The organism is Staphylococcus debuckii (genome assembly GCF_003718735.1).
In the GTDB taxonomy this organism is placed as follows: domain Bacteria; phylum Bacillota; class Bacilli; order Staphylococcales; family Staphylococcaceae; genus Staphylococcus; species Staphylococcus debuckii.
Genome location: NZ_CP033460.1, coordinates 2028356 through 2050085, shown reverse-complemented (window position 1 = coordinate 2050085; position 21730 = coordinate 2028356). Strand labels below are relative to the sequence as shown.

Below are 21730 nucleotides of genomic sequence, written 5' to 3'. Positions count from 1 at the left end.
TTATTTAAAAAGATAGTATCGTTACTGTGGAAAAATTTAAAAAATCACTGTAATTCAAACTATAGCATATTTGTTATTTAAGCTGTACTATATATCATTTGCTTAAGTTTAAAATATGCAGAGTTAGAATTTACTTAGCTATCACATGCAATCTAACTTAAAATCGTGATAAAATAAAGTTTAATAATGCGTTTGGAGGAAAGAATATGGCTAAAGAAAATATATGCATCATTTATGGTGGAAAGAGCGCAGAACACGATGTGTCTATTTTAACTGCGCAAAATGTATTAAATGCAATCAATAAAGATGATTACCAAGTCGACATCATCTACATTACAAATGATGGTGCTTGGAAGAAAAAAGAAGACATTACTGAGGAAGTAAAAGAGATAGATAGTTTACGTCTTGCTGAAGTAGAAGAAGGCGAAATTTCTAATTTACTTACTAACAGCAGTTCTGGTCAGCCATATGCAGCAGTATTCCCATTATTACACGGGCCAAATGGTGAGGATGGAACAATTCAAGGATTGTTTGAAGTTTTAGATTTACCTTACGTCGGCAATGGTGTATTAGCAGCATCTAGCACGATGGATAAACTCGTAATGAAACAGTTATTTGCTCACAGAGGATTGCCACAACTTCCTTATGTCAGCTTTTTACGTAGTGAATATGAAAAATATCAAAGTAATATCTTAAAACTCGTTAAAGACAAATTGGAATTTCCAGTTTTCGTAAAACCAGCCAATTTAGGATCTAGCGTGGGTATCAGTAAATGTAACGGCGAAGAAGAATTGAAAGCTGGTATTGAAGAAGCATTCCAGTTTGATAGAAAACTCGTTATAGAACAAGGTATTGAAGCGAGAGAAATTGAAGTTGCGGTGCTAGGAAATGACTATCCTGAAACTACTCAACCAGGAGAAGTAGTGAAGGACGTAGCTTTCTATGACTACAAATCAAAATATTTAGATGGCAAAGTAAGATTGTCTATTCCAGCAGAATTAGATTCTGAGGTGCAGACAACTTTACGGAATATGGCAGCAGAAGCATTTAAAGCTACCGATTGTGCGGGACTATTACGTGCGGATTTCTTTGTTACTGAAGACAATCAAATTTTTATTAATGAAACGAATGCTATGCCTGGTTTCACACAATATAGTATGTATCCAAGTTTATGGGAAAACATGGGACTGTCCTATGCAGATTTAATTACTAAATTGATAAATCTGGCTAAAGAAAAACATGCTGAAAAACAAAAGAACAAATATAAAATTGATTAAGGTAGTGCTGTTATGATTGATGTAACTTTAAAACAAATCAAAGAATGGATTCCTTGTGAAATCGATGAACGTTATTTAGACCAGAGTATACACGGTGTGTCGATTGATTCTAGAGAAATCGACGACAATAATTTATTTGTACCTTTTAAAGGTGAAAATACGGATGGTCATCGTTTTGTGGCGCAAGCTTTGAAAGATGGAGCGGGTGCAGCTTTTTACCAATATAATGCAAAGCCTGACCACGAAGTAGAAGGCCCTATTATTTGGGTGAATGACACTATGTTAGCTTTACAGGAATTAGCAAAAGCTTATTTAAAACATGTCAATCCTAAAGTCATCGCAGTTACGGGTTCAAACGGTAAAACGACGACTAAAGATATGATTGAAAGTGTCTTGAAACCTGCTTTTAAAGTAAAGAAAACACAAGGCAACTATAATAATGAAATAGGTATGCCGCTGACAATTTTACAATTAGATGAAGATACAGACATTTCAATTTTAGAAATGGGAATGTCAGGTTTTCATGAGATTGAATTGCTTTCAGAGATTGCACAACCAGATATTGCAGTGATTACAAATATCGGTGAATCTCATATGCAAGATTTAGGTTCGAGAGAAGGAATAGCCCGTGCGAAATTTGAAATTGTATCAGGATTAAAGCCCGACGGTGTCTTTATTTTTGATGGCGATGAACCGTTATTAAAACCGCATGTCGAAACTTTAAATGATACAGAAGCTATCAGTATAGGTTTAGCGCAGGATAACGATGTAGTATGCAGTGTAGAGCAACATGATGCTATGGGTATTGCATTTAGTTTAAACGCTAGCGAGCACTATCAAATACCGATTCTAGGTACACATAATATGAGAAATGCAGCTATTGCTATCACAGTTGGGAAGCTATTAGGTTTATCATATACTGAGATCCAAGATAATATAGCGAAAGTAAAATTAACAGGCATGCGTATGGAACTGCATCGTACTGACTCTGATATATCAGTGATTAATGACGCTTATAATGCCAGTCCTACGAGTATGAAAGCAGCAATCGATACTTTAGCAGCCATGGAAGGACGTAAAATTCTAATCCTTGCTGATGTTTTAGAATTAGGTGAAAATAGTGCCGATATGCATGCTTCTGTTGGAACATATTTAGAAAATAAGGGCATCGATATTCTGTTGACTTATGGTAAAGAGGCTGCTCATATTTTTGAAGAAGGTAAAGACAATGTGAATGAAGCACAGCATTTTGATGATAAAGAGGATTTAATTCACTTTATTATCGAAAAAGCTCAACCCGAAGATAAAATTTTAATTAAAGGATCACGAGGCATGAAATTAGAAGATATTGCTGATGCTTTAATTAACAATAAATAATATATTTATAAATATAAGTTAGTAAGATGATAATGACCTTAACTACAAGAATTCTTATCATTTTACTAACTTTTTTATATTAACACTGAAAATTGCTTCGTTGCTATAATAGGCGCTAGGTGGTATTATATAGAAGTTGATGAAAATTAAAGACAAGGTGGGGGCGGGTGCTCGTCGTTACGAGAAGTCTCATTAAAGTAACGAAAATATTTGAAATTTACCTGCTCATTTTTTATCATTTTTTTAGATGAAAATAAGCGTATAGATGATGTATATCGACCGAATGAGAGAGCACACAATCATCAAAGTCGTCTCGACCATATATAAAGGAGAATTAATTTGCAAAAATTTAAAGATTTAGGTGTTTCAGATAAAACAGCTGAAACGCTTGGTAATATGGGTTTCGCAGAACCGACTCCAATCCAAAATGACAGTATTCCTTTTGCATTAAACGGATTAGATATTTTGGGGCAAGCACAAACTGGTACTGGTAAAACTGGAGCATTTGGTATCCCATTAATAGAAAAAGTAGTAGATAAAGAAGGCGTTCAAGCCTTAATCTTAGCACCAACTCGTGAACTAGCAATGCAAGTTGCTGAACAATTGAGAGCATTTAGTCGCGGTCAACGCGTTCAAGTGGCAACAGTATTCGGGGGAATGCCGATTGGACGTCAAATCAAAGCCTTGAAAAAAGGTCCTCAAATCGTAGTGGGCACTCCAGGACGTGTAATCGACCACTTAAATCGTCGTACATTGAAAACCAATGATATTAAAACATTGATTATTGATGAAGCGGACGAAATGATGAATATGGGATTCATCGATGATATGAGATTCATCATGGATCATCTTCCATCAGAACAACGTCAAACAATGTTGTTCTCAGCTACAATGCCTAAAGCTATCCAAACTTTAGTACAACAATTTATGAAATCACCTAAAATTGTAAAAACAATGAATAACGAAATGTCAGATCCTCAAATTGATGAGTATTATACAATTGTGAAAGAACTTGAAAAATTTGAGACATTTACTAATTTCTTAGATGTACATCAACCTGAATTGGCGATTGTCTTCGGTCGTACAAAACGCCGTGTAGATGAGTTGACAAGTGCACTCATTTCTAAAGGTTATAAAGCAGAGGGCTTGCATGGTGATATCACACAAGCGAAACGTTTAGAAGTATTGAAGAAATTTAAAAATGATCAAATCGATATTTTAGTTGCTACTGATGTGGCAGCACGTGGACTAGATATTTCAGGTGTCAGTCATGTTTATAACTTTGATATTCCTCAAGATACTGAAAGTTATACTCACCGTATCGGACGTACAGGCCGTGCGGGCAAAAAAGGTATCGCAGTCACTTTCGTTAATCCGATTGAAATGGATTATATCCGTCAAATCGAACAAACAAATGACCGCCGTATGAGAGCATTGCGTCCTCCGCATCGCAAAGAAGTTTTAAGAGCACGTGAAAATGATATTAAAGAAAAAGTTGAAAAATGGATGTCTCAAGAACATTCAGAACGCTTACAAAATATCTCATCTCAATTATTGAATGAATATAATGATGTAGAACTTGTATCTGCTTTATTACAAGAATTAGTAGAAGCAAATGATGAAGTAGAAGTTCAATTAACATTTGAAAAACCACTTGCTCGTAAAGGTGGTCGTCATAATTCTAAAGGTCCACGCAGAGGTGGTAAACCAAATAAACGTTCAAATAATAAATTTGACAATAAAAACCGTCGCAGTAAAGGAAATAAAGGCGGTAAACACAACAATAATAAGAAATTTAAAAATGATAAAAAACCGATTAAAGGTCGTACGTTTGCAGATATGCAGAAATAATCAGGTTTTAACGACGCACACTGTTTCATAAAATTGAAACAGTGTTTTTTTTATATTTAAATAAATTTATAAAAAGCTTTATATCTGGTATTCTTATAGTTATATAGTGAGACGAGACTTGATTATAGAAAGTAAGGAGCGAACAACTTGATGGAACTTCGACAACAAAGTCCTAGAAATGCATTGATTTATTATTACATAAGATTTTCTATTGCATTTGTAATAGAGATAATGATTGCTTCAGGTATTATTGTAATCGCAAATTATTTAGCTTGGCCAATATGGATTGTGTTGATTGTTGGAGCACTCTTAGCTGTTCAGCTATTATTTTATGTAGTACAGCCTTGGATCTTGCTGAAACATAGATATTATATCGTTGCGGATAATTATGTGACGAAGTTGCATACTTTCTTTTTCCAAAAGGAAGTAATTGTAAAATTGGAACGTATTCAGTTTTTAAAAAGAAAAACAGGACCATTACTTAATCGATTTGGGTTATGTAGAAATTCAATTGTAACAGCAGGAGAGGAAATTGAACTTCCATTAATGCATATGGATAAGACTAAAGAATTAGAAAGACATTGTATGAATTTTCTAGAAAAGGTGGATACAGATGTTTGAGGCACAAAAATTACATCCAATTTCCTACATATCAGGCTTAATTAAAACGATTAAGCAAAATTTCATTGTTATCATTTTATTTTTCTTCAACATCCAAGATTTTGATTATAAAGATAGTAAACAATATATTTGGCCTGCTTTTTTGCTCATCCTCTTTTCATTTTCTTTTATCATTAATGCAACAAAGGTGTTTACCACAAGGTACTGGATAGAAGGGCATCACTTTATTCTCACTTATGGAATTTTCAATAAAAAACGTAAAGAAATAGATATTCAACGTATTCAATCAATCGATACTTCGCAAGATGTGGTGAACAGATTATTTGGCGGCGTTATTCTTGAAATCAAAGTACCTAGTAATAGTATTAAACTCGAAATTGTATCTAAGAAACAAAGTCAATGGATTGAACAATCGATTAAACAAGTTCAAAATTCTGTTGATTTGACTGATGAAAAGACGGAAGCTTCTGACCAAGAGGTACAAACAGAAACGACATCTCAAAAAACTATTTTTAAATTGAATCTAAAAGAATTGGTGCTTATGTCGTTTACTAGCGGATCAATTGTGCTTGCAATTTTAACGCTATCTCCTATTCTTGGCAGTCTTCAAAGTGTCATTCCTTGGGATAGTATCTTTCATCAATTTCAAAACATTGCTAAAGCTGCTTATTTAGTCACTGCAATGATAATTGTTTCAATTTTAATTATTGCATATATAATTGGCGTGATAATTGAATTTACAAGATACTTTGGTTATACGTTGACAGAAGAAAATCATCAACTGGAAATAAAACATGGATTACTGAACGTAAAAAGTTTGACCGTGCCGACTAAACGTATCCAAGCAGTGATTGAAAAGCAGTCATTCATTCGACGCATGCTAGGATATACTTCAATATATTTTGTCATCACAAGTGATGGTGCTAGTGCTCCAGAAAGCGAGTCAGCATCAGGAGTAGTCGTGATACTGCCTTTTATGAAGCGGGAAAAAGCCTATGAAATGCTAGACTATTTAGTGCCATCTCTAAAATTCCCTGCAGTTGAAACAGGTTTGCCTAAAGGCGGAATCAGACGTAATGCTCAAATTCTAGCTGGAATATTTATTGTGGGCGGTATCATAGGAAGTTATTTGTGGAACATCTGGGTGCTTGTACCTGCCATATTGTTGATTATTCTTACAGTCATCAATAGTGTGATTATGGTCAAAAATTCAGGAATGCTGCTTTCTTCAGATGAATTAGTAGTTAAATATTCTCAATTAATTCGCACTAGATATTACTATGCGATGAAAGATAAGTTGATCGGCTTCGAAAAAAGACAAAATCCCTTTTTGAGAAAAGCGGGATTGGCCCATTTTAATTTTTCTACTGCAAAAGGTGCTGGGAGCTTGGATATAGGGTTGCGTTTTGTAAAAGCTGAGACAGCTGAGGAATTAAAATTATGGTATTTGAAGGAGGCGCACCATGAAGCTTAATCGTATGTCCTCTAATGGTAAGAAAGTTTTGCTTATCGAAGGAATTATCCGTACTGTCATTGTTGCGTTATGTTTAGCAGCTGCTTTAATCATCAATTATTTCTGGCTACATTGGCAAGAGGGGACAGCCTTCAAAATAATCTGTGTGATTGCAGTGGTGCTGGTAGGAATATTAATTGTAATAGATTGTATTCTGCGTCCTTGGTTAATGTATCGCCAACACGGTTATCTCCTGCACTCACATTTTGTCACTGTGCAAGAAGGCATGTGGTTTGTAAAACATTTGCAAATTCCATTGTTTCGCATTCAAAATGTAGATATAGAAGAAGGTTGGCTCATGCGCAAAGTAGAACTTGCTACTTTGAAGCTTTCTACTGCCGGAGGTAATTCTGAGATTATATTGATTGATAAGAGGAAAGCAAAAGAAATTATGAATCACATCAAACATAGTTCTCAACAAATCAGTGAAGAAACGGAATCAGGTGAATAGATTGATATATGGAATTGGAATAGATTTGATTGAAATTGATAGAATCAAATCCTTACTACAAAGGCAACCAAAATTGCCAGAAAGAATTTTGAGTGATGATGAACGCATTAAATTTGATGGTTTTTCTCATGAACAACGCCGCGCTGAGTTCTTGGCTGGACGCTTTGCTTGCAAAGAAGCATTCAGCAAAGCACTCGGCACAGGTTTAGGAAAACGAATCAGTTTTCAAGATATTAATTGCCAAAATGATGAGTTTGGCCGACCATTTATAAAGTTTGAAGGATTTAAAGTTCATGTGAGCATCTCGCACACTGAAAATTATGCTACGAGTCAAGTCATACTTGAAAAAATGTAATATAATAGGAGTACTGTTAGATTAAACTGAAATATAAATTTATTATACGAGGAGTTGTAATTATGGCGGATAAATTTTATCGGCCTACGTATCTTAAGGTAGATTTAGATGCAATTTTAAAAAACTACCAAGTGCTAGGAAAACTACAACCAAATAAAATAGTAATGCCAGTAATTAAAGCAAATGCCTATGGAATGGGCAGTGTAAATGTTGGTCATTTTTTAAAAAAGAATGGCGCAGAGTTTTTTGCGGTAGCTACGTTAGATGAAGCTATAGAATTAAGAATGCATGGTATTGACACTAAAATATTAATTTTAGGAGTTGTGTTGCCTAAAGATATTAATAAGGCAATTCAACACCGTGTCGCGCTCACAGTGCCTTCTTTAGCATGGTTAGAAGAAGCTGTTAAATTTCTCGATGAAGACTTAGAAAAAGATTTATGGCTGCATGTGAAATTAGATACAGGTATGGGACGTTTAGGGGTGAAATCAGCAGAAGATTATCAAAAAGTAGTAGAGATGATTAAAGAGCATCGTCATTTAATTTTTGAAGGTGTATTTACGCATTTTGCACAAGCAGACGAAGAGAGTCCTCATACAGCAGAGCAATATGCAATTTTTGAAAAATGGGTAAACTCGATTCCGCATCCTCCTTACATTCATTCGCAGAACTCAGCGGCTACTATTTTGTTCGATGCTCCAATCTGCAATATGGTACGCCCAGGGATTTCATTATACGGATATTATCCGTCTGAATATGTTGAGGAACAAACCAATGCTGAGCTTTATCCGTGTGCCGAATGGGGAACTGAAATCATGGATATCAAGCAATTAAATGTAGGCGACACTGTAAGTTATGGCTCTACTTATACGGCCTCTCAAGTGGAAAAGATTGCCATTTTGCCTATAGGTTATGCTGACGGATTCCCAAGAATGATGCAAGGTATGCCGGTAGAAGTAAATAGCCATCAATGTACGATAATTGGACGAGTGTGTATGGATCAAATGATGATTGCTTTACCTGAGAATGAAAGCTTTAATATCGGAGACAAAGTGACTTTATTGAACCGAAATCACAACGGTCCCCAATCTTTAAACTCATTTGCAAAACAACAGCAAACCATTAATTATGAAGTGTTATGTCGTATCGGAAGACGTGTTCCGAGAATTTATGAACCAGAAAAAGAATTTGATATTGTCAACGAATTACAAAAATAGTATAGTCAAGAATTTTGAAATTTGTTATTATAAGCTTAAATATTAATTTAGTATTTCTTTAATTCTTGGAGGTCTTACCGATGTCAACTTTTAATCAGAATAGAAGTTATAGTTTAGAACAGTCACTGAAAGAAGGCTACGCACAGATGGCTGACTTAAATCTCTCCCTCGCAACGGAGGCATTTTCAGTAGAATGTGAAGCCTGTGATTGCAACGAATCATACCTAGCTTTCGACAAGGATGAATGATGAGGAGAGGCGATGTTTACTTAGCTGATTTATCACCAGTGCAAGGTTCTGAACAAGGGGGAGTTAGACCTGTTGTAATTATACAAAATGACACTGGAAATAAGTATAGCCCGACTGTTATTGTAGCTGCAATAACAGGTCGGATTAATAAAGCGAAAATTCCAACTCATGTTGAAATCGAGAAGAGTAAATATAAACTGGACAAAGATTCAGTTATTTTACTTGAACAAATTAGAACAGTCGACAAGAAACGTCTAAAAGAAAAACTGACATATTTATCAGACGAAAAGATGAAAGAAATTGATAATGCGATTCAAATCAGCTTAGGCTTGACACATCGCAATTAAAAGTTAAAGAGTGTAAATGATTTTAACAAATTTAAAATAGTATTTTAGAATCTTGTTCTTATTTATAAAAATGTACAAGTGAAATTAACGTTTAAAGAGGCTAAGAAATAAAATCAGCTTAGGGTACACGTATAGCTTTATTGCTTGACTATTCGTATAGTGTAATATTGCGTTCCTTGAAATGCTGAGGTTCATTTCTGCCTCTTTTTACATAGAAAAAAAGAAGCCGGACATTTTCAGCAAATGCATAGGTAGTCACGGCCTCTACGCTCTTTATCAAGTTAAAAAGGAAAAGAAAGAAGGACGATACAGATGAAAGAATTTAAAGGTAAATATTTGCGAATGATGCAATTATATGTAGAGTCCTACAATAAACAAGCTGTGCTTAACCAATTCAAAGATTTCGGACAAGAAATCCTTGAAAAGAACATTCATGCTGAAGATGTACTGGATATTCATAAAGAATGCGCCGTAGAATTAGACTTAACAAGAGATCAAGTCCTGATGTCGCTAGAAATTTTAAAAGTAATTGCACAGACTTACGGATATAGTTACGAGGACTATCAAGAATTAGTTGATAAGCTTTATTATCATGATAAAGAAATGGATTTAGCTTCTCGCTTGCAGCAAACAATGTTGCAAACTGAGATACCGCAATTTGATAGTATTCAAATTGGTGTGATTTCTGTGGCTGCTCAAAAGGTAAGCGGAGATTACTTTAATCTAATTGATCATAAAGACGGAACGATGAGCTTTGCAGTGGCGGATGTTATAGGGAAAGGTATCCCTGCTGCTTTGGCTATGAGTATGATTAAATTCGGCATGGATTCATATGGACATTCTCAATTGCCGAGTGATGGATTAAAGCGATTGAACCGCGTTGTTGAAAAAAACGTAAACCAAGATATGTTTGTGACGATGTTCTATGGTCTTTATGAGGAAATGAATCATCTATTGTATTGCAGTTCTGCAGGGCACGAACCTGGCTTTGTTTTTCGTGCCGAACAAGATGAATTTGAAGAAATAACTGTTAGAGGTCGTGTACTTGGTGTCAAACAGCTCGAGCGTTATAAACAACAAGAAATTCCTATTTATTTAAATGACTTAATTATTATTTTTACAGATGGAGTTACTGAAATTCGCGATGAAAACGGGAAGTTTATTGATATAAATTACCTGTTAGATTTCATACATAAATATAAAGATCTTCATCCTCAAGATATTGTGCAACTCTTGTATGAAGAATTGTTAGGTATTCAGAAATCTGGAAAACGTGATGACTTGACGATATTAATTATTAAGCGTGTAAATTAATAATTTATGATTAACACTTTACTTGAACGGGTATAAGAGTGATTGAAATATGAACAGACTGGAGTGTAACACTTAATGAACTTAAATATAGAGACACAAAAACATGATGACTACTATGAAATCAAAGTTGGAGGAGAATTAGATGTATATACGGTTCCAGATTTGGAAAAAGTATTAACTCCAATTAAACAAGAGGGCACACATGATGTCCACGTTAATTTAGCAAATGTAAGTTATATGGATTCTACGGGATTAGGTTTGTTTGTAGGTACATTGAAAGCCTTGAACCAAAATAATAAAGAGTTATATATTATAGGCGCTTCAGATCGTATCGGCCGATTATTCGAAATCACTGGTTTAAGTGATTTGATGCACGTAAACGAAGGAACGGAGGTAGAATGACATGCAAGCCAAGCGGAATGTAATTGAAATGAAGTTGCCAGCAGAGGCGGAATATGTCAGCTTGATTCGTTTAACCTTATCCGGTGTTTTTTCGCGCGCGGGTGCTTCGTACGATGATATTGAAGATGCAAAGATTGCTGTAAGCGAAGCGGTAACAAATGCTGTCAAACATGCTTATAAAGGCGAAGATGTCGACGCTTCTATTTATTTGTGTTTTGAAATTTTTGAGGATAAAATTAGAGTAGTTGTTTCAGATCAAGGTCAAAGTTTCGACTACGAAGAGAAGAAAAAAGAATTAGGTCCTTACCAAGAAAACGAAAATATCGATTTCTTAAGAGAAGGCGGCTTAGGATTATTCTTAATTGAATCATTAATGGATGAAGTTAAAGTCAACAAAGATAATGGCGTAACGATAAGTATGATTAAGTATATAAAAAAAGAGCAGGTGCGAAATAATGGCGAAAGAGTCGAAATCAGTTAACGATATTTCACCTGAACAAATCAATGAGTGGATCAGACAACATCAAAATGATGAAAATACAGGCGCCCAAGATAAGCTCGTTAAACATTATCAAAAGCTGATTGAATCTTTAGCATTTAAATATTCCAAGGGGCAATCACATCATGAAGATTTAGTACAAGTCGGCATGGTAGGGTTAATCGGAGCAATTAATCGTTTCGACATTAACTTTGGCAGAAAGTTCGAAGCGTTCTTGGTGCCGACTGTAATAGGTGAAATAAAACGATATTTAAGAGATAAGACTTGGAGTGTTCATGTTCCAAGAAGAATTAAAGAAATTGGACCAAGAATTAAGAAAACGACAGATGAATTAACCAACGAACTTGAACGTTCGCCATCAATTAGCGAAATTGCTGAAAGACTAGAAGTAACGGACGAAGAAGTATTAGAAGCGATGGAAATGGGGCAAAGTTATAATGCCTTGAGTGTAGATCACTCTATTGAAGCGGATAAAGATGGTTCAACCGTAACATTATTAGATATAATGGGCGAACAAGAAGGCGGTTACGATTTAACTGAAAAACGTATGATTCTAGAAAGAATCTTACCTATTTTGACTGACAGAGAAAGAGAAATTATTCAATGTACATTTATAGAAGGATTAAGTCAGAAAGAAACAGGAGAACGTATCGGTTTAAGTCAAATGCATGTGTCTCGATTGCAACGTAATGCAATTAAAAAGCTGCAACAAGCAGCAAAAAAGTGAGTTAAATCAATTGGGATTGAAATACAATTAAGGTATTTCAGTCCCAATTTGTTTTTGTGATAAAATTAAGGTAATAAAAAATTAGGGGTGTACGTATTGGATTCACAATTAATTCAGACGATAGAACAACAATATGATTTCTCAAAGAAACAAATTACAGCCGTGCTTTCTTTATTAGAAGAAAATAACACAGTGCCCTTTATTGCACGTTATCGTAAAGAACGCACTGGCGGATTAGACGAAGTTGAAATTAAAAAGATTGCTGATGAGTATCACTACATGGAACAGTTACAAAAAAGAAAAGATGAAGTGATACATAATATTGAACAACAAGGCATGCTCACAAATGAATTGAAATCCGATATTTTGAAACAAACAAAATTACAACGGGTGGAAGATTTATATAGACCTTATAAGCAGAAAAAGAAAACACGTGCAACGGAAGCTAAAAGAAAAGGGCTTGAACCGTTAGCTAAGTGGTTGAAACAAGAAAAGATTGATGCAGAGCCTGAAGACTATGCCACACAATTTCTTAATGAAGAAGTTGCAACACCACAAGAAGCTTTAGCAGGTGCACAAGATATTATTGCTGAGTGGATTTCAGACAATCCGCAATATCGCAATAAAATATTAAGTGAAACCTTAAAAAGAGGACTTATTACGACTCAGAAAAAGAAAAAAGCAGAAGATGAAAAACATATATTTGAAATGTATTATGATTTTTCAGAACCAGTTAATAAGGTAGCTAATCATAGAATTTTGGCTATGAACCGTGGCGAAAAAGAGAAAGTATTAACGATTAAAATTGAAATAGACACCAATAGACTTGAAAAACAAATTGAACAACAAGAAGTGAAAGGACATCATGCTGGTACAGGTTATATCAAACAAGCGATAAAAGATAGCTTGAAACGTTTAATCATGCCATCTATTGAAAGAGAAATACGTTCAGACTTAACCGAGCAAGCAGAAACACACGCGATTGAAGTTTTCAGCGTAAATTTAAAACACCTATTACTACAACCACCTCTAAAAGGAAAACAAATTTTAGGAGTGGATCCAGCCTTTCGAACAGGTTGTAAACTTGCAGTGATTAATCCTTTTGGTTCATTTTTGGCAAAAGGTGTGATGTATCCTCATCCGCCAGTATCGAAAACTAAGGAAGCAGAACAGATTCTACTACAATTTATCAACGACTATGATGTGAGTTTAATCGCAATTGGTAACGGTACAGCAAGTCGGGAAACAGAACAATTCATTGCTGACTTGATTCAGAAACATAAACTGGACGTTCAATTTATTATTGTGAATGAAGCGGGTGCTTCAGTATATTCTGCTTCGGAAGTAGCACGTTCTGAATTTCCTGATTTTCAAGTAGAAGAGAGAAGTGCTGTCTCTATTGGACGCCGTGTGCAAGATCCTTTAAGTGAACTGGTAAAAATAGATCCTAAATCAATTGGTGTCGGACAATATCAACATGATGTTAATCAGAAGTCACTTGAAAATGCTTTGAATTTCGTGGTTGAGACAGCTGTAAACCAAGTGGGCGTTGATGTTAATACTGCTTCACAATCGCTTTTACAACATGTAGCAGGTCTATCTCCTCAAATTGCTCAAAATATTATAAACTATCGAGAAGAAAACGGTGCTTTGACGCATCATAAACAAATTAGTAAAGTTAAACGACTAGGTCCGAAGACATTTGAACAAAGTATAGGATTCCTTCGAATTGTTAACGGTAAGGAACCGCTTGATAACACAGCAATTCATCCAGAAAGTTATCAAGTTGCTTATCAATTGTTGGAAGAAGAAGGACTGACAGAAGCAGATATCGGCAGTAAAACATTGAAAGATAAACTGAGTGATTTAGATATACAGGCTACTGCGGAAAAATTAAACGTTGGTGTACCGACATTAGAAGATATTGTTACTGCTCTAGTTGCCCCGAACAGAGATCCGCGCGATGAATACGAAACACCGATATTAAAATCCAATGTTCTTTCAATTGAAGATTTAACAAAAGGTATGAAACTAAGCGGTACAGTAAGAAACGTTGTTGATTTTGGTGCTTTCGTAGACATTGGCGTAAAACAAGATGGTCTGGTTCATGTTTCGCAACTATCTAAACGCTTTGTTAAAAATCCAATGGACATTGTGAATGTAGGAGATATTGTCGATGTTTGGGTATTGAGCGCAGATGTACAAAAAAATAAAGTTTCGTTGACAATGATTAACCCAAATGAATAATAAGGAAATTATGGATAATGCTAAGTTACAAATAATGACTGAGAGCATTTCAGAAAATGAATTTGGATTGCTATTTAAACATAATGCTTATTTTAATCCAAGACTGAGAACCACAGGCGGACGGTATTTATTAAAGTCCCATGATATAGAAATAAATCCGAAACAATTTGAAAAATTTGGTAAAGCAGCTTTAGAAGACATTATTAAACATGAATTATGCCATTATCATCTTCACCTTCAAGGGAAGGGCTACCAACATAAAGATTATGATTTTAAAATGTTAAGTAAAAAGGTAGGTGCCCCAAGATTCTGTAAAGCTGTTGAAAGTTATGATGAACGCGCTAATTATATTTATAAGTGTCTTGGTTGTGGTTCTACATTTAAGAGAATCAAAAAAGTAAATACTAGGAGAATGGTATGTGGGAAGTGCAAAGGAAGATTGCGCTTGCATCAACAAATCAAATAGTATATAATATTGAATCTGTGATACAGGAAACAACTAAGTATTACAGATTCTTTTTTTCATTATTTATCTTACTAGAAATATCTTTTAAAAATACTTCGAAAAAGATGAGTAAAAGTATTGACATTGAATTCTATATGTTATAAGATAGTTAATGTCCTAAAAAAGGGATTAAGATTTTGAAACAAATTTTAAATACTTATAAAAAGTTTTAAAAAAGTATTGACAATGTATTACAAAGGTGTTACAATGAAATACGTTGCGAAATTAAAATTTACTTAATGATTAGTAAACCCAAGCGGTCGTGGCGGAATGGCAGACGCGCTAGGTTGAGGGCCTAGTGGGAGAGATCCCGTGGAGGTTCAAGTCCTCTCGGCCGCATCAAATATCATTAAGTACGACGCATCTGCGGGTGTAGTTTAATGGCAAAACCTCAGCCTTCCAAGCTGATGTTGTGGGTTCGATTCCCATCACCCGCTCCATTGAATATTTTAAATGAACATTGAAAACTGAATGACAATATGTCAACGTTAATTCCAATTAACAAACGTCTTAGACGTTTTAAAACAAATTAGTTTTTTATGAGCTAGTCAAACAAATCATAAACTTTTATGGAGAGTTTGATCCTGGCTCAGGATGAACGCTGGCGGCGTGCCTAATACATGCAAGTCGAGCGAACAGACGAGGAGCTTGCTTCTCTGATGTTAGCGGCGGACGGGTGAGTAACACGTGGGTAACCTACCTATAAGACTGGAATAACTCCGGGAAACCGGGGCTAATGCCGGATAATATGCGGAATCGCATGGTTCCGCAATGAAAGACGGTTTTGCTGTCACTTATAGATGGACCCGCGCCGTATTAGCTAGTTGGTAAGGTAACGGCTTACCAAGGCAACGATACGTAGCCGACCTGAGAGGGTGATCGGCCACACTGGAACTGAGACACGGTCCAGACTCCTACGGGAGGCAGCAGTAGGGAATCTTCCGCAATGGGCGAAAGCCTGACGGAGCAACGCCGCGTGAGTGATGAAGGTCTTCGGATCGTAAAACTCTGTTATTAGGGAAGAACAAGTGCGTAGGTAACTATGCGCACCTTGACGGTACCTAATCAGAAAGCCACGGCTAACTACGTGCCAGCAGCCGCGGTAATACGTAGGTGGCAAGCGTTATCCGGAATTATTGGGCGTAAAGCGCGCGTAGGCGGTTTTTTAAGTCTGATGTGAAAGCCCACGGCTCAACCGTGGAGGGTCATTGGAAACTGGAAAACTTGAGTGCAGAAGAGGAAAGTGGAATTCCATGTGTAGCGGTGAAATGCGCAGAGATATGGAGGAACACCAGTGGCGAAGGCGACTTTCTGGTCTGCAACTGACGCTGATGTGCGAAAGCGTGGGGATCAAACAGGATTAGATACCCTGGTAGTCCACGCCGTAAACGATGAGTGCTAAGTGTTAGGGGGTTTCCGCCCCTTAGTGCTGCAGCTAACGCATTAAGCACTCCGCCTGGGGAGTACGGCCGCAAGGCTGAAACTCAAAGGAATTGACGGGGACCCGCACAAGCGGTGGAGCATGTGGTTTAATTCGAAGCAACGCGAAGAACCTTACCAAATCTTGACATCCTTTGACCGCTCTAGAGATAGAGTCTTCCCCTTCGGGGGACAAAGTGACAGGTGGTGCATGGTTGTCGTCAGCTCGTGTCGTGAGATGTTGGGTTAAGTCCCGCAACGAGCGCAACCCTTAAGCTTAGTTGCCAGCATTAAGTTGGGCACTCTAAGTTGACTGCCGGTGACAAACCGGAGGAAGGTGGGGATGACGTCAAATCATCATGCCCCTTATGATTTGGGCTACACACGTGCTACAATGGACAGTACAAAGGGCAGCGAAACCGCGAGGTCAAGCAAATCCCATAAAGCTGTTCTCAGTTCGGATTGTAGTCTGCAACTCGACTACATGAAGCTGGAATCGCTAGTAATCGTAGATCAGCATGCTACGGTGAATACGTTCCCGGGTCTTGTACACACCGCCCGTCACACCACGAGAGTTCGTAACACCCGAAGCCGGTGGAGTAACCTTTTAGGAGCTAGCCGTCGAAGGTGGGACGAATGATTGGGGTGAAGTCGTAACAAGGTAGCCGTATCGGAAGGTGCGGCTGGATCACCTCCTTTCTAAGGATATATACGGAACAGTTTCAATAGAAACTGATGGAATAACGTGACATATTGTATTCAGTTTTGAATGCTCATCCGAGTATTCATGATTGTACATTGAAAACTAGATAAGTAAGTAAAAATAGATTTTACCAAGCAAAACCGAGTGAATTAGAGTTTTAAAAGCTTTATTCATTTAAATAAATCGCTAGTAATCTTCTTTGCCTACGGCAAAGAAGATTACTCACATAATTAATAACGTGATTAAGTTATTAAGGGCGCACGGTGGATGCCTTGGCACTAGAAGCTGATGAAGGACGTTACTAACGACGATATGCTTTGGGTAGCTGTAAGTAAGCGTTGATCCAGAGATTTCCGAATGGGGGAACCCAGCACAAGTTATGTTGTGTTATCGACATGTGAATACATAGCATGTCCGAAGGCAGACGCGGAGAACTGAAACATCTTAGTACCCGCAGGAAGAGAAAGAAAACTCGATTCCCTGAGTAGCGGCGAGCGAAACGGGAAGAGCCCAAACCAATGAGCTTGCTCATTGGGGTTGTAGGACACTCTCTACGGAGTTACAAAAGAATTGATTAGACGAATCGTACTGGAAAGTCGAACCAGAGAAGGTAAGAGTCCTGTAGTCGAAAGTCAATTCTCTCCTGAGTGGACCCTGAGTACGACGGAGCACGTGAAATTCCGTCGGAATCCGGGAGGACCATCTCCCAAGGCTAAATACTCTCTAGTGACCGATAGTGAACCAGTACCGTGAGGGAAAGGTGAAAAGTACCCCGGAAGGGGAGTGAAAGAGAACTTGAAACCGTGTGCTTACAAGTAGTCAGAGCCCGTTAATGGGTGATGGCGTGCCTTTTGTAGAATGAACCGGCGAGTTACGATCTGATGCAAGGTTAAGCAGCGAATGCGGAGCCGCAGCGAAAGCGAGTCTGAACAGGGCGTTGAGTATTTGGTCGTAGACCCGAAACCAGGTGATCTACCCTTGGTCAGGTTGAAGTTCAGGTAACACTGAATGGAGGACCGAACCGACTTACGTTGAAAAGTGAGCGGATGAACTGAGGGTAGCGGAGAAATTCCAATCGAACCTGGAGATAGCTGGTTCTCTCCGAAATAGCTTTAGGGCTAGCCTCAAGTGATGATTGTTGGAGGTAGAGCACTGTTTGGACGAGGGGCCCCTCTCGGGTTACCGAATTCAGACAAACTCCGAATGCCAATCAATTTAACTTGGGAGTCAGAACGTGGGTGATAAGGTCCATGTTCGAAAGGGAAACAGCCCAGACCACCAGCTAAGGTCCCAAAATATATGTTAAGTGGCAAAGGATGTGGTATTGCCCAGACAACTAGGATGTTGGCTTAGAAGCAGCCATCATTTAAAGAGTGCGTAATAGCTCACTAGTCGAGTGACACTGCGCCGAAAATGTACCGGGGCTAAACATATTACCGAAGCTGTGGACTGTCCTTCGGACAGTGGTAGGAGAGCGTTCTAAGGGCGTCGAAGCATGATCGCAAGGACATGTGGAGCGCTTAGAAGTGAGAATGCCGGTGTGAGTAGCGAAAGATGGGTGAGAATCCCATCCACCGATTGACTAAGGTTTCCAGAGGAAGGCTCGTCCGCTCTGGGTTAGTCGGGTCCTAAGCCGAGGCCGACAGGCGTAGGCGATGGATAACAGGTTGATATTCCTGTACCGCCAATAATCGTTTTAAGCGATGGGGGGACACAGTAGGATAGGCGAAGCGTGCTGTTGGAGTGCACGTCCAAGCAGTAAGACTGAATGGTAGGCAAATCCGCCATTCATAAGGTCAAGCTGTGATGGGGAGAGGAAACATGTTTTCCTCGAGTCGTTGATTTCACACTGTCGAGAAAAGCCTCTAGCTAGAGATTTGGCGCCCGTACCGCAAACCGACACAGGTAGTCAAGATGAGAATTCTAAGGTGAGCGAGAGAACTCTCGTTAAGGAACTCGGCAAAATGACCCCGTAACTTCGGGAGAAGGGGTGCTCTTTAGGGTTTACGCTCTGAAGAGCCGCAGTGAATAGGCCCAAGCGACTGTTTATCAAAAACACAGGTCTCTGCTAAACCGTAAGGTGATGTATAGGGGCTGACGCCTGCCCGGTGCTGGAAGGTTAAGAGGAGTGGTTAGCTTCTGCGAAGCTACGAATCGAAGCCCCAGTAAACGGCGGCCGTAACTATAACGGTCCTAAGGTAGCGAAATTCCTTGTCGGGTAAGTTCCGACCCGCACGAAAGGCGTAACGATTTGGGCACTGTCTCAACGAGAGACTCGGTGAAATCATAGTACCTGTGAAGATGCAGGTTACCCGCGACAGGACGGAAAGACCCCGTGGAGCTTTACTGTAGCCTGATATTGAAATTCGGCACAGCTTGTACAGGATAGGTAGGAGCCTTGGAAACGTGAGCGCCAGCTTACATGGAGGCGTTGGTGGGATACTACCCTAGCTGTGTTGGATTTCTAACCCGCGCCATTGATCATGGCGGGAGACAGTGTCAGGCGGGCAGTTTGACTGGGGCGGTCGCCTCCTAAAGTGTAACGGAGGCGCTCAAAGGTTCCCTCAGAATGGTTGGAAATCATTCATAGAGTGTAAAGGCATAAGGGAGCTTGACTGCGAGACCTACAAGTCGAGCAGGGTCGAAAGACGGACTTAGTGATCCGGTGGTTCCGCATGGAAGGGCCATCGCTCAACGGATAAAAGCTACCCCGGGGATAACAGGCTTATCTCCCCCAAGAGTTCACATCGACGGGGAGGTTTGGCACCTCGATGTCGGCTCATCGCATCCTGGGGCTGTAGTCGGTCCCAAGGGTTGGGCTGTTCGCCCATTAAAGCGGTACGCGAGCTGGGTTCAGAACGTCGTGAGACAGTTCGGTCCCTATCCGTCGTGGGCGCAGGAAATTTGAGAGGAGCTGTCCTTAGTACGAGAGGACCGGGATGGACATACCTCTGGTGTACCAGTTGTCGTGCCAACGGCATCGCTGGGTAGCTATGTATGGACGGGATAAGTGCTGAAAGCATCTAAGCATGAAGCCCCCCTCAAGATGAGATTTCCCAACTTCGGTTATAAGATCCCTCAAAGATGATGAGGTTAATAGGTTCGGGGTGGAAGCATAGCGATATGTGGAGCTGACGAATACTAATCGATCGAAGACTTAATCCAATTTCAAGTTTTGATTGGTCAAATTAATTTACTTACTATCTAGTTTTGAATGTATAATCGTAAGTTATATATTTAATGGATGCGATGAGCCGCATTGAGATCTCGAGTTCGAGGTCTTTTTTTATTGCCTTTTTGTATCTAGAAAAGAGAAAGCTGGATATCTTACACTACAAGAAGAATAGTATAAGATATCCAGCTTCAATACTTTATATTCAATTTTAATTATATCAGTAAGGAATAAAGCATTTTATTTTCATTGATATAAATATTTGATGGATCGAACTCTTTAACTTTTTCCTTTAATCTCGTTAAGTCATTATGATTTTTTAACTGAATACCAATAATTACTGTACCAGTGTTCTGAGAGGATTTCTTCAGATATTCGAATTTAGTAATATCATCATTAGGTCCTAAAACATCATTAACGAATTCTTTTAAAGCACCAGGTCTTTGAGGGAAGTTAAAGATAAAATAATGTTTCATTTCTTCATATAGAAGAGAACGTTCTTCAATTTCTTTCATACGGTTAATATCATTATTACCGCCACTAATAATACAAACTACTGTTTTACCTTTAATTTCATCTTTGTGAGCTTCTAAAGCAGCTACACTTAATGCACCAGCAGGCTCTGCAATGATTGCTTGTTTAGAATACATATCTAAAATAGTAGAACAAACCGCGCCTTCGTCAATTTGCAGATATTCATCTACGACTTGTTGAGCGACATCATAAGTAATTCTGCCTACTTGCGCAACAGAAGCCCCATCAACAAATTTATCAATTGCCGGCAGTTTAACACGGTGTTTTTCTAATACTACCGATGTAAACATACTTGCAGCTCCTAGTGGTTCTACACCTACAATTTTAGTATGTGGAGATTCTGCTTTAAAATAGGTGCCTACACCTGAAATTAAACCGCCGCCTCCGATAGCAGCATAAAGATAATCAATATCTATATTCTCTTCTTCTGCTTGGTCTAAAATTTCAGCTGCAATTGTACCTTGACCGGCAATAGTATTAACGTTATCAAAAGGATCGATAAAGTTCATTTTATGTTCGTCAGTATACTCTAAAGCTTCTTTCAAGCAATCATCGAATGTATCACCGACAAGGATAATCTCAACATTCTCTCCACCAAAAAATTTAACTTGATTAATTTTTTGAAGAGGGGTAGTGACGGGCATAAAGATAACAGCATTTAAATTAAGTTTTTTAGCTGTAAATGCAACTCCCTGTGCATGATTTCCTGCACTTGCACATGTGATTCCTTTTGCTTTCTCATTGTCTGTCAATGCTTCTATAGCATTGTAGGCGCCTCTCAATTTAAATGATCTTACCCATTGCAAGTCTTCTCTTTTTAAATAAACATTACAATCATATTTTAAAGATAAATAATGATCCCTTTCTAAAGGTGTTTGTTTTACAATCGGCTGTAAAGTTAAAAAAGCGTCTTCTATATCTTTTGCTGATACAGCAGTTTGTACAGTCATT

Annotated in this window: 17 protein-coding genes, 2 tRNA genes and 2 rRNA genes; 20 read left to right on the top strand and 1 reads right to left on the bottom strand. The window is 38.1% G+C overall.

Annotated elements, in window-relative coordinates:
* Nucleotides 1-206 precede the first annotated feature (206 nt).
* The 20 genes from CNQ82_RS09830 (at nucleotide 207) to CNQ82_RS09735 (ending at nucleotide 20238) form a co-directional block, all read left to right on the top strand.
* Nucleotides 207-1277: a D-alanine--D-alanine ligase gene (locus CNQ82_RS09830; RefSeq protein WP_123145109.1), complete on the top strand. Its 1071-nt coding sequence runs from the start codon at nucleotides 207-209 to the stop codon at nucleotides 1275-1277.
* Nucleotides 1278-1289: 12 nt separating this feature from the next.
* Nucleotides 1290-2654: a UDP-N-acetylmuramoyl-tripeptide--D-alanyl-D-alanine ligase gene (locus CNQ82_RS09825; RefSeq protein WP_123145108.1), complete on the top strand. Its 1365-nt coding sequence runs from the start codon at nucleotides 1290-1292 to the stop codon at nucleotides 2652-2654.
* 339 nt (nucleotides 2655-2993) lie between these two features.
* The gene (cshA, locus tag CNQ82_RS09820; protein ID WP_123145107.1) at nucleotides 2994-4505 is read left to right on the top strand and encodes a degradosome RNA helicase CshA; all 1512 of its coding nucleotides are present in this window, start codon (nucleotides 2994-2996) and stop codon (nucleotides 4503-4505) included.
* 150 nt (nucleotides 4506-4655) lie between these two features.
* Entirely contained in the window at nucleotides 4656-5126 is a 471-nt protein-coding gene (locus CNQ82_RS09815) for a PH domain-containing protein (protein ID WP_123145106.1), read from the top strand.
* Nucleotides 5119-6600: a PH domain-containing protein gene (locus CNQ82_RS09810; protein WP_123145105.1), complete on the top strand. Its 1482-nt coding sequence runs from the start codon at nucleotides 5119-5121 to the stop codon at nucleotides 6598-6600. The genes CNQ82_RS09815 and CNQ82_RS09810 overlap by 8 nt, the downstream gene beginning before the upstream one ends.
* A complete protein-coding gene (locus CNQ82_RS09805; protein WP_240624880.1) occupies nucleotides 6590-7090 on the top strand; it encodes a PH domain-containing protein in 501 nt (166 codons plus the stop codon). Before CNQ82_RS09810 ends, CNQ82_RS09805 begins: the two co-directional genes overlap by 11 nt.
* Nucleotide 7091: 1 nt before the next feature.
* A complete protein-coding gene (gene acpS / locus CNQ82_RS09800; protein ID WP_123145104.1) occupies nucleotides 7092-7445 on the top strand; it encodes a holo-ACP synthase in 354 nt (117 codons plus the stop codon).
* A gap of 62 nt (nucleotides 7446-7507) precedes the next feature.
* A complete protein-coding gene (gene alr, locus CNQ82_RS09795; protein ID WP_123145103.1) occupies nucleotides 7508-8662 on the top strand; it encodes an alanine racemase in 1155 nt (384 codons plus the stop codon).
* A gap of 80 nt (nucleotides 8663-8742) precedes the next feature.
* Nucleotides 8743-8910, top strand: a complete 168-nt coding sequence (gene mazE / locus CNQ82_RS09790; protein ID WP_015900820.1) for a type II toxin-antitoxin system antitoxin MazE — start codon at nucleotides 8743-8745, stop codon at nucleotides 8908-8910.
* Nucleotides 8907-9257: a type II toxin-antitoxin system PemK/MazF family toxin gene (locus CNQ82_RS09785; protein WP_075140914.1), complete on the top strand. Its 351-nt coding sequence runs from the start codon at nucleotides 8907-8909 to the stop codon at nucleotides 9255-9257. Before mazE ends, CNQ82_RS09785 begins: the two co-directional genes overlap by 4 nt.
* Before the next feature lie 312 nt (nucleotides 9258-9569).
* Nucleotides 9570-10571: a PP2C family protein-serine/threonine phosphatase gene (locus CNQ82_RS09780; RefSeq protein WP_123145102.1), complete on the top strand. Its 1002-nt coding sequence runs from the start codon at nucleotides 9570-9572 to the stop codon at nucleotides 10569-10571.
* A gap of 75 nt (nucleotides 10572-10646) precedes the next feature.
* Nucleotides 10647-10973 (top strand): anti-sigma factor antagonist, encoded by a 327-nt coding sequence (locus CNQ82_RS09775; protein WP_123145101.1) that lies wholly within the window; start codon nucleotides 10647-10649, stop codon nucleotides 10971-10973.
* 1 nt (nucleotide 10974) lies between these two features.
* On the top strand, nucleotides 10975-11454 hold the full coding sequence (rsbW, locus tag CNQ82_RS09770) for an anti-sigma B factor RsbW (RefSeq protein WP_095104352.1): 480 nt from the start codon (nucleotides 10975-10977) through the stop codon (nucleotides 11452-11454).
* Nucleotides 11429-12199: an RNA polymerase sigma factor SigB gene (gene sigB / locus CNQ82_RS09765; RefSeq protein ID WP_047133044.1), complete on the top strand. Its 771-nt coding sequence runs from the start codon at nucleotides 11429-11431 to the stop codon at nucleotides 12197-12199. Before rsbW ends, sigB begins: the two co-directional genes overlap by 26 nt.
* Nucleotides 12200-12295: 96 nt before the next feature.
* Complete coding sequence (locus CNQ82_RS09760) at nucleotides 12296-14446, top strand: Tex family protein (RefSeq protein ID WP_123145100.1); 2151 nt, start codon at nucleotides 12296-12298, stop codon at nucleotides 14444-14446.
* 10 nt (nucleotides 14447-14456) lie between these two features.
* Nucleotides 14457-14912 carry a SprT family protein gene (locus tag CNQ82_RS09755; RefSeq protein WP_123145669.1) on the top strand — a complete coding sequence of 152 codons (456 nt, stop codon included), beginning with the start codon at nucleotides 14457-14459 and terminating at the stop codon, nucleotides 14910-14912.
* Between the two features lie 295 nt (nucleotides 14913-15207).
* Nucleotides 15208-15290: transfer RNA gene (locus CNQ82_RS09750), tRNA-Leu, on the top strand.
* 27 nt (nucleotides 15291-15317) lie between these two features.
* Nucleotides 15318-15391 (top strand) — tRNA-Gly (locus tag CNQ82_RS09745).
* Between the two features lie 126 nt (nucleotides 15392-15517).
* Nucleotides 15518-17069 (top strand): 16S ribosomal RNA (locus CNQ82_RS09740).
* Nucleotides 17070-17313: 244 nt separating this feature from the next.
* A 23S ribosomal RNA gene (locus tag CNQ82_RS09735) occupies nucleotides 17314-20238 on the top strand.
* Together the 16S and 23S rRNA genes with 2 tRNA genes alongside form the textbook arrangement of a ribosomal RNA operon.
* Before the next feature lie 222 nt (nucleotides 20239-20460).
* Here the strand turns inward: CNQ82_RS09735 and ilvA are convergent.
* Nucleotides 20461-21729 (bottom strand): threonine ammonia-lyase IlvA, encoded by a 1269-nt coding sequence (gene ilvA, locus CNQ82_RS09730; RefSeq protein WP_123145099.1) that lies wholly within the window; start codon nucleotides 21727-21729, stop codon nucleotides 20461-20463.
* Between the last annotated feature and the right edge of the window lies 1 nt (nucleotide 21730).

What these genes read in the sequence shown, in the direction of transcription:
- CNQ82_RS09780 (WP_123145102.1), top strand. Translation starts at nt 9,570, where the DNA reads ATGAAAGAATTTAAAGGTAAATATTTGCGAATGATGCAATTATATGTA.
- rsbW (WP_095104352.1), top strand. Translation starts at nt 10,975, where the DNA reads ATGCAAGCCAAGCGGAATGTAATTGAAATGAAGTTGCCAGCAGAGGCG.
- mazE (WP_015900820.1), top strand. Translation starts at nt 8,743, where the DNA reads ATGTCAACTTTTAATCAGAATAGAAGTTATAGTTTAGAACAGTCACTG.
- CNQ82_RS09810 (WP_123145105.1), top strand. Translation starts at nt 5,119, where the DNA reads ATGTTTGAGGCACAAAAATTACATCCAATTTCCTACATATCAGGCTTA.
- CNQ82_RS09805 (WP_240624880.1), top strand. Translation starts at nt 6,590, where the DNA reads ATGAAGCTTAATCGTATGTCCTCTAATGGTAAGAAAGTTTTGCTTATC.
- CNQ82_RS09755 (WP_123145669.1), top strand. Translation starts at nt 14,457, where the DNA reads ATGGATAATGCTAAGTTACAAATAATGACTGAGAGCATTTCAGAAAAT.
- CNQ82_RS09830 (WP_123145109.1), top strand. Translation starts at nt 207, where the DNA reads ATGGCTAAAGAAAATATATGCATCATTTATGGTGGAAAGAGCGCAGAA.
- CNQ82_RS09825 (WP_123145108.1), top strand. Translation starts at nt 1,290, where the DNA reads ATGATTGATGTAACTTTAAAACAAATCAAAGAATGGATTCCTTGTGAA.
- CNQ82_RS09785 (WP_075140914.1), top strand. Translation starts at nt 8,907, where the DNA reads ATGATGAGGAGAGGCGATGTTTACTTAGCTGATTTATCACCAGTGCAA.
- alr (WP_123145103.1), top strand. Translation starts at nt 7,508, where the DNA reads ATGGCGGATAAATTTTATCGGCCTACGTATCTTAAGGTAGATTTAGAT.
- sigB (WP_047133044.1), top strand. Translation starts at nt 11,429, where the DNA reads ATGGCGAAAGAGTCGAAATCAGTTAACGATATTTCACCTGAACAAATC.
- CNQ82_RS09775 (WP_123145101.1), top strand. Translation starts at nt 10,647, where the DNA reads ATGAACTTAAATATAGAGACACAAAAACATGATGACTACTATGAAATC.
- CNQ82_RS09815 (WP_123145106.1), top strand. Translation starts at nt 4,656, where the DNA reads ATGGAACTTCGACAACAAAGTCCTAGAAATGCATTGATTTATTATTAC.
- ilvA (WP_123145099.1), bottom strand. Translation starts at nt 21,729, where the DNA reads ATGACTGTACAAACTGCTGTATCAGCAAAAGATATAGAAGACGCTTTT.